Below are 7,673 nucleotides of genomic sequence, written 5' to 3' on the forward strand. Positions count from 1 at the left end.
ACCCGCGGGGGGTGTTGCGCGGGCCGCTCCTGCGCCAGAATCTACGCGCGTTGTGCCAGTGAATCTGAGCGAGACAGAACAGAACGAGGGATACGAAATGCCGCTGAACCGTAGGACGTTCCTGGAGCGGTCGGCCGCCGCCGGCGCCGGTGTCGCCGTCGCCGGGGCCGCCGCCGCGCCCGCAGCCGCCGCCGAGGCGAAGACCCACGGACGTCCGCCCAAGCGGTACTCCTTCACCGTCATGGGCACCACGGACCTGCACGGCAACGTCTTCAACTGGGACTACTTCACGGACAAGGAGTTCGACGACAAGGCCCACAACGACGTGGGCCTGGCGAAGATCTCCACGCTCGTGAGCCGGATCCGCAAGGAGAAGGGCCGCCGCAACACCCTGCTCATCGACGCCGGCGACACCATCCAGGGCACCCAGCTGTCGTACTACTACGCCAAGGTCGACCCGATCACCGCCAAGCGCGGCCCGGTCCACCCCATGGCCCAGGCCATGAACGCCATCGGCTACGACGCCGCGGCCCTCGGCAACCACGAGTTCAACTACGGCATTCCGGTGCTGCGCAAGTTCGAGGAGCAGTGCCGCTTCCCGCTGCTCGGCGCCAACGCCCTGGACGCCAAGACGCTCCGCCCGGCCTTCGCCCCGTACAGCATGCACCGCCTGTGCACCCCGCACGGCCGGGACGTCAAGGTCGCCGTCCTCGGCCTCACCAACCCCGGCATCGCCATCTGGGACAAGGCCAACGTCAGCGGCAAGATGGTCTTCCCCGGGCTGGAGGAGCAGGCCGCCAAGTGGGTGCCCCGGCTCCGCTCCATGGGCGCGGACGTGGTGATCGTCTCCGCCCACTCGGGCTCCAGCGGCACCTCCTCGTACGGCGACCAGCTGCCGCACATCGAGAACGCGGCCGGTCTGGTCGCCGAGCAGGTGCCCGGCATCGACGCGATCCTCGTGGGCCACGCGCACACCGAGATCCCCGAGTACCGCGTCAAGAACAAGGAGACGGGACAGGACGTCGTGCTGTCCGAGCCGCTCAAGTGGGGCCAGCGGCTCACCCTCTTCGACTTCGACCTGGTCTGGAGCAAGGGCCGCTGGACGGTCGAGAAGGTCGGAGCGCAGGTCCTGAACTCCAACGCCGTCGAGGAGGACGCGAAGATCGTCCGGCTGCTCGGCGACGAGCACAAGAAGGTCGTCGACTACGTCAACCAGGTCATCGGCTCCTCGACCGCCGCGATGGCCTCGGCCGAGGGCGCGTACAAGGACGTCCCGATCATCGACCTGATCAACCACGTCCAGGCCGAGACGGTGAAGACGGCGCTGGCGGGCGGCGCGTACGCGGCGCTGCCCGTGGTCTCGCAGGCCTCCTGCTTCTCCCGGTCGGCGGCGATCCCGGCGGGCCCGGTGACCATCCGCGACGCGGCCGGGCTGTACGTCTTCGAGAACACCCTGGAAGCCCGGCTGATGACCGGCGCGCAGCTCAAGGACTACCTGGAGTACTCCGCGCGCTACTTCGTCCAGACGCCCGCCGGCGCCCCGGTGGACCCGGCGAAGCTCACCAACGCCGACGCCATCCCGGACTACAACTACGACGCGCTGTACGGCCTGACGTACGACATCGACATCGCCAAGCCCGCCGGGTCGCGCATCGTCGGGCTCTCCCACGGGGGCAAGCCGGTCGACCCCGCCGCGCAGTTCGTGCTCGCCGTCAACAACTACCGCGCCAGCGGCGGCGGGAACTTCCCGCATGTGCCGGGGGCCAAGCAGCTGTGGGCGGACTCCGACGAGATCCGCAACACGATCATCAGCTGGGTGAAGGCCAAGGGCACGGTCGACCCGGCGCAGTTCGCCTCCGTGGACTGGAGGCTGACCCGGGACGGCACGCCCGTCTTCTGATCGGGACCGGTCCCGCCTCAGGACCGGCCCCGCCTCAGGAGCGTTCCACCAGAGGGAGCAGGCTCGGCGGCGCGTGCGCCGGGCGGGCCTGCTCCCGGCTGAGGCCGAAGCTGGTGAAGGCGGTGCGGTGCGGCAGCGGGTACGGCTCCTTGCCGGTGAGCGAGTTGAGGATGCTCGCGCTGCGCCAGGCGGCCAGGCCCAGGTCGGGCGCGCCGACGCCGTGGGTGTGCCGCTCCGCGTTCTGCACGTACGCCGAGCCGGTCACCGAGCGGTCCAGGACCAGCCGGAACTGGTCGTCGATACGCGCGCGCCCGGCGGAGTCCTTGCGCAGATACGGGTCGAGCCCGGCGAGCATGCGGTGCAGCGGCCGCTCCTGGTAGCCGGTGGCGAGGACGACGGCGTCCGTGGTCAGCCGGGAGCGGGTGGCCTGCTCGGCGTGCTCCAGATGGAGCTCGACCTTGGTGGTGGCGACCCGTCCCGCGGTGCGGACGCTCACCCCGGGCGTGAGGACCGCGTCGGGCCAGCCGCCGTGCAGGGTCCGGCGGTAGAGCTCCTCGTGGATGGCGGCGATGGTGTCGGCGTCGATGCCCTTGTGCAGCTGCCACTGGCGCGACACCAGGGTGTCGCGGGTCTGCTCGGGCAGGGCGTGGAAGTAGCGGGTGTAGTCGGGCGTGAAGTGCTCCAGGCCGAGCTTGGAGTACTCCATGGGCGCGAACGCGTCGGTGCGGGCCAGCCAGTGGATCTTCTCGGCTCCCACGGGGCGGGCCCGCAGCAGGTCGAGGAAGACCTCCGCGCCCGACTGGCCGGAGCCGATGACCGTGATGTGCTCGGCGGCGAGGATCCGCTCGCGGTGGTCGAGGTAGTCCGCGGAGTGGAAGACGGGGACGGTCGGCGCCTCGGCGAGCGGGCGCAGCGGCTCGGGGACGTACGGCTCGGTGCCGACGCCGAGGACGATGTTCCGGCTGTAGGCGCGGCCCAGCGCCTCGACCTCGCCGTCCGCGTCCAGCTGGGTGAAGTCGACCTCGAACAGGGAGCGCTCGGGGTTCCAGCGGACGGCGTCGACCTGGTGGCCGAAGTACAGACCAGTGAGGCTGTCGCTGACCCAGCGGCAGTACGCGTCGTACTCCGCGCGCTGGATGTGGAAGCGCTCGGCGAAGTAGAAGGGGAAGAGCCGGTCCCGGGAGCGGAGGTAGTTGAGGAAGCTCCAGGGGCTGGCCGGGTCGACCAGGGTCACCAGGTCGGCCAGGAACGGGACTTGGAGGGTGGAGCCCTCGATCAGCAGGCCCGGATGCCAGCGGAAGACGGGCCGCTGCTCGAAGAAGGCGGTGGCGAGGCCGCCGTGGACGCCGTCGGCGAGCGCGGCGAGCGAGAGGTTGAACGGGCCGATGCCGATGCCGACGAGATCGTGGGGCTGGTCGAGTTCTTGTGCGCCGAGGGCGGGCGTGCCGGTCATCGGTGAGTGCTGCCTTCCACGAGTGCGATGAGGGTGTCGAGGTCGCGGGGGGTGACGTGGGGGTTGAGCAGGGTGGCCTTCAGCCAGAGGCGGCCGTCCGCGCGGGCGCGGCCGAGGACGGCGCGCCCCTCGGCCAGGAGGGTGCGGCGGATCTCGGCGGTCTGCTCGTCGGTGGCGGCGGCGGGACGGAACAGGACGGTGGAGATGACCGGCCGTTCGTACAGCACCAGGCCGGGGGTCTTCTCGATCAGGTCGGCGAGGTCGCGGGCCGCGTCGCAGACGGCTTCGACGAGCTCGGCGAGCCCGCTGCGGCCCAGCGCCTTGAGCGTGACGGCGATCTTCAGGACGTCCGGGCGGCGGGTGGTGCGCAGGGAGCGGCCGAGCAGATCGGGGAGGCCGGCGTCGGTGTCGTCGTCGGCGTTGAGGTAGTCGGCGGTGTGGCCGAGGGGGGCGAGCCGGGACCGGTCGGCCACGGCGAGCAGGCCGGCGGCGATCGGCTGCCAGCCGAGCTTGTGCAGGTCGAGGGTGACGGAGTCGGCGCGCTCCAGCCCCGCGAGCAGGCTCCGGTAGGCCGGGCTGAACAGCAGCGGCCCGCCGTAGGCGGCGTCGACGTGCAGCTGTGCGCCGTGGCGCTCGCACAGGTCCGCGATCTCGGGGAGCGGGTCGATGCGCCCGGTGTCGGTGGCGCCCGCGGTCGCGGCGACGAGCAGCGGTCCGTGCAGCGTGGTGAGGGCCTCGTCGAGGGCGGCAGGGTCCAGCGTGCCGGCGGGGGCGGGGACCAGGACCGGCTCGGGCAGGCCGAGCAGCCAGGCGGCGCGGGTCGTCGAGTGGTGGGCGTTCTGGCCGCACACGACCTGTAGGGCGCCGCGGGCGCCGTGCCGTTCGCGGGCGAGGAGGACGGCGAGCTGGTTGGACTCGGTGCCGCCGGTGGTGACCAGGGCGTCGGGGGCGGGGCGCCGCGGGAAGACCTCGGCGGCCAGCGCCCGGGTCGTCAGCGCCTCCAGCTCGGAGGCGGCGGGCGCCTGGTCCCAGGAGTCCATGGAGGGGTTGAGCGCGGCGGCGGCGAGGTCGGCGGCGACGGCGAGCGCGAGGGGCGGGGTGTGGAGGTGGGCGGCGCACAGGGGGTCGGCGGGGTCGGCGGCGCCGTGGGCGAGGGCCTCGACGAGGGTGCGCAGCGCGTCGGCGCCGTCCCGTTCGGGCGTCTGCGGGAGCACCTCCCCGACGGCGTCCCTGACCCGCCGGGCGACGGCCTCGGGCCCGCCGGCCGGGAGCGGGCCGCCGCGGGCGGCCGCGCCGTCGCGCAGCGCGTCGAGCACGACGTCGAGCAGCGGCCGCAGTCCATCGGGTCCTGCGGCGCCTCCGGCGAGGGGCGGCGTACTCATGCGGGGTCCTTCGGCGAGCGTTGAGCTGACACACCAGAATGCGTGCGTCGTACGGCGGGGAGCCGTAGAGCTCAACGATCTGAACCCGAAAGTGGTACTGCGTGACGGGGAGGGAGGGGCCGGGGCGGGGGGCCTGATATGGGCGCCCCCGCCCTCGCGGGGGCGCCGACGATCTCGTCGACGTCGCCGCCGGAGCAGAGCCCGCGCCCCTCGCCGGCCAGGACGGGGGCGCGGACCGCGTGCTCGCGGGAGCGCCCGGCGAGGAGGCCGCGCAGGTCGGCGCAGGCGCCGAGGGCGAGCGCGCCCCCGCCCTCACGGGGGCGCCGCCCCCGGCCCCGGTGCCTCAGTCCCCGCGCCTCAGGTCCCCGCGCCTCAGGCTTCGCGGATCGAGCAGGCCCGGCGGAGGTCGTCCAGCTGGTCCACGAGCTTGCGGCGCAGCGCCGGGATCATCTCCGCGTCGCGCAGGCACTCCTCGCCCAGCTGGAGCGACCGCGCGTCCACCGCGTGGCGGGGGAAGGCGTAGCGGCCAGCCGCCTCGGCGATGGCGGGTCCGCGGCGGGCGGCGAGGGCGACCGCGTCGGGGTAGTAGCGGGGCACGTACTCCCGTACCAGATCGGCCTGTTCGGGCTGCCAGAAGCCCTGGGCCGTGGCGGTGAAGAGGTAGTTGGACAGGGCGTCGGAGGCGAAGAGCAGCTCCCAGGCCGCCGCCTTCGCCTGCGGGGTGGGCAGCGCGGCGCGACAGCGCGCGGCGCCCTCCTGGCCGGTGGCGCTGGGGTCGCGCTCGAGCTCGGCGGCGACGGCCGCCTCGTCGGTCGCGCCGAGGACGGCGAGGCGGGTGAGGATGCGCCAGCGCAGCTCGGGGTCGAGCTCCGGGCCGCCGTGCACGCTGCCCTCGGCGAGCCACTCCTGGATCTTCTCGGGCTGCGAGGCGGCGTCGACGAAGTGCCGTACGGCGGTCAGCCGCAGGCTCGGGTCGCTGCCGTCCTCGGTCCGGCGCAGCAGGGCGCGGCACAGGTCGGTGACGGCGGCGAGGGCCGCGGGGCGCTGCTCGGCGGGGAGGTAGCAGTCGGCGATCTGGCCCGCGGCGAAGGCGAGCACGCCCTGGACGACGGCGAGGTCCGTCTCGCGCGGCAGATGGGCGCGGGCGGCGTCGAGGTACGCGGTGGGCGGCAGCTCGCCGTCGCGGACCATGTCGCGGGCGGCGTTCCAGACGACGGCGCGGGTCAGCGGGTCGGGGATGCCGGAGAGGGAGCGGACGGCGGTCTGCCAGGAGACCGGGTCCAGGCGGACCTTCGCGTAGGTGGTGTCCGCGTCGTTGAGGACGACGAGGGCGGGGCGGCGGCCGGGGCGGTCGCCGTCGACGCCGTGCGGCACGTCGATCTCGAAGCGGTCGCGGAGCACCAGCCGGCCCGGGTCGACCGGGTCGGCGTCGTACGCGCCCACGGCGAAGCGGTGGGGCCGGGAGCCGTCGCGCTCGACGGCGAGCGACCAGGCGCCGCCCGACTCGGCGACCGTGGGCGTGAGGGTGTCCACGCCCGAGGTGCGCAGCCAGGACTCGGCCCAGGCGTGCACATCGCGGTCGGTGGCGTGCGCGAGGGAGTCGATGAAGTCGGCGAGGGTGGCGTTGGCGAACTTGTGCCGGGCGAAGTGGGTGTTGATGCCGGCGAGGAAGTCCTTCTCGCCGAGCCAGGTCACCAGCTGGCGCAGGGCGGAGGCGCCCTTGGCGTAGGAGATGCCGTCGAAGTTGAGCATCGCGGACGCGGTGTCGGGGACGGCGGCCGGGTCGGGGGCGACGGGGTGGGTGGAGGGCCGCTGGTCGGCGTCGTAGCCCCAGGACTTGCGGGCGATGCCGAAGTCGACCCAGGTGTCGGTGAAGCGGGTGGCCTCCACGAGGGTCTGGTAGCCCATGTACTCGGCGAAGGACTCGTTGAGCCAGATGTCGTCCCACCACTTGAGGGTCACGAGGTCGCCGAACCACATGTGGGCCATCTCGTGGGCGATGACCATGGCGCGGGTCTGGCGCTGGGTGTCGGTGACGGCGGAGCGGTAGACGAACTCGTCGCGGAAGGTGACCAGTCCGGGGTTCTCCATCGCGCCGGCGTTGAACTCGGGGACGAAGGCCTGGTCGTACGAGTCGAAGGGGTACGGCTCCTCGAACTTCTCGTGGTACCGGTCGTAGCACTGGCGCGTGATCTCGAAGATCTCGTCGGCGTCGGCGTCGAGGTAGGGCGCGAGCGAGCGCCGGCAGTGGATGCCGAAGGGCAGTCCGGCGTGCTCGGTGCGCACGGAGTGCCAGGGGCCCGCGGCGACGGCGACGAAGTAGGTGGCGAGCGGCGGGGTGGGCGCGCAGGTCCAGCGGCCGTCGCCGGTGTGGGAGGCGATGCCGTTGCCGAGGACGGTCCAGCCCTGGGGGGCGGTGACGGAGACCTCGAAGACGGCCTTGAGGTCGGGCTGGTCGAAGGCGCCGAAGACGCGCTGGACGTCCTCCATGAACAGCTGGGTGTAGACGTACGTCTCGCCGTCGCTGGGGTCGGTGAAGCGGTGCATGCCCTCGCCGGTGCGGGAGTACGCCATGTCCGCCTCGATGCGCAGCTCGTGCTCGCCCTGGGCGAGCCCGGTGAGCGCGAGCCGGTTCTCCTCGAGCTTCTCGGGGTCGAGGGGCTGTCCGTCGAGGGTGACGGAGCGCAGCACGGCCGGCTTGATCTCGACGAAGGTGTCCCCGGCCGCACGGGCGGTGAAGTGGACGACGGTGCGGGAGTCGAAGGTCTCTTCGCCGCCGGTCAGATCGAGGTCGATCGTGTACCGGTGGACGTCGAGGAGCTGGGCTCGGGTCTGCGCTTCGTCGCGCGTCAGTACGGACATGGAGGCCATGCTGCCCGATGGGTCCCGCCCCGCACACGGGAAATCGATTGCGCTCTCAGCGCAGGGACGGGAGGCA

Annotated in this window: 4 protein-coding genes and 1 pseudogene; 1 reads left to right on the forward strand and 4 read right to left on the reverse strand. The window is 72.9% G+C overall.

Annotated features, from left to right (window positions below):
• The first annotated feature begins 97 nt into the window (after nt 1–97).
• On the forward strand, nt 98–1,900 hold the full coding sequence (locus AB0M39_RS29990) for a 5'-nucleotidase C-terminal domain-containing protein (RefSeq protein ID WP_365369096.1): 1,803 nt from the start codon (nt 98–100) through the stop codon (nt 1,898–1,900).
• Between the two features lie 34 nt (nt 1,901–1,934).
• Here AB0M39_RS29990 and AB0M39_RS29995 read toward each other — a convergent pair whose 3' ends face one another.
• The 4 genes and pseudogenes from AB0M39_RS29995 to pepN all read right to left on the reverse strand — a co-directional run bounded on the left by AB0M39_RS29995 (nt 1,935) and on the right by pepN (nt 7,597).
• A complete protein-coding gene (locus AB0M39_RS29995; RefSeq protein WP_365369097.1) occupies nt 1,935–3,353 on the reverse strand; it encodes a SidA/IucD/PvdA family monooxygenase in 1,419 nt (472 codons plus the stop codon).
• Nucleotides 3,350–4,735 carry an aminotransferase class V-fold PLP-dependent enzyme gene (locus AB0M39_RS30000; protein ID WP_365369098.1) on the reverse strand — a complete coding sequence of 462 codons (1,386 nt, stop codon included), beginning with the start codon at nt 4,733–4,735 and terminating at the stop codon, nt 3,350–3,352. The genes AB0M39_RS29995 and AB0M39_RS30000 overlap by 4 nt, the downstream gene beginning before the upstream one ends.
• A 161-nt stretch (nt 4,736–4,896) precedes the next feature.
• A pseudogene (locus tag AB0M39_RS30005) lies at nt 4,897–5,082 on the reverse strand (hypothetical protein); the annotation flags it as partial.
• A 25-nt stretch (nt 5,083–5,107) separates the two neighbouring features.
• Nucleotides 5,108–7,597, reverse strand: a complete 2,490-nt coding sequence (pepN, locus tag AB0M39_RS30010) for an aminopeptidase N (RefSeq protein ID WP_365369099.1) — start codon at nt 7,595–7,597, stop codon at nt 5,108–5,110.
• Nucleotides 7,598–7,673: the final 76 nt, after the last annotated feature.

Origin of the sequence: Streptomyces sp. NPDC051907, assembly GCF_040681075.1 — a bacterium.
In the GTDB taxonomy this organism is placed as follows: domain Bacteria; phylum Actinomycetota; class Actinomycetes; order Streptomycetales; family Streptomycetaceae; genus Streptomyces.

What these genes read in the sequence shown, in the direction of transcription:
- AB0M39_RS29990 (WP_365369096.1), top strand. Translation starts at nt 98, where the DNA reads ATGCCGCTGAACCGTAGGACGTTCCTGGAGCGGTCGGCCGCCGCCGGC.
- AB0M39_RS29995 (WP_365369097.1), bottom strand. Translation starts at nt 3,353, where the DNA reads ATGACCGGCACGCCCGCCCTCGGCGCACAAGAACTCGACCAGCCCCAC.
- pepN (WP_365369099.1), bottom strand. Translation starts at nt 7,597, where the DNA reads ATGTCCGTACTGACGCGCGACGAAGCGCAGACCCGAGCCCAGCTCCTC.
- AB0M39_RS30000 (WP_365369098.1), bottom strand. Translation starts at nt 4,735, where the DNA reads ATGAGTACGCCGCCCCTCGCCGGAGGCGCCGCAGGACCCGATGGACTG.